This window comes from Bacillus sp. SIMBA_008 (assembly GCF_046535495.1).
GTDB lineage: Bacteria > Bacillota > Bacilli > Bacillales > Bacillaceae > Bacillus > Bacillus subtilis.
Genome location: NZ_JAWRWL010000237.1, coordinates 1 through 303 on the forward strand (window position 1 = coordinate 1; position 303 = coordinate 303).

1 protein-coding gene is annotated in these 303 nt (G+C 70.6%); it reads left to right on the plus strand.

What is annotated here, in order from left to right; genetic code table 11:
* Positions 1–286 (plus strand): LysR substrate-binding domain-containing protein (locus tag SB658_RS22995; protein WP_410602570.1); only part of this gene is annotated, 286 nt, incomplete at its 5' end.
* Between the last annotated feature and the right edge of the window lie 17 nt (positions 287–303).

Sequence of the window (303 nt, forward strand, 5' to 3'; positions counted from 1 at the left end):
CGGATCGGGCACTGGCGAGTCCGTCGAGCAGGCGCTGCTGCCGCACCTGGGCGGCTTCGACGAGCGCCTGCAGCTGGGCAGCACCGAGGCGATCAAGCAGGGTGCGGTGGCCGGCCTGGGCATCACCTGCCTGTCGCACAGCACGGTGCGCGACCAGCTCGAGCTCGCTCGCCTGGTGGCCCTGTCCACGACACTGCCGCCACTGTCGCGGACGTTGTACCGGATCCGCCATCGCGGCCGGCCGTGGTCGGACAGCCTGAAGCGGTTGCTGGATCTGCCGGAGTAGCTTGTGGGAGGGGCTTC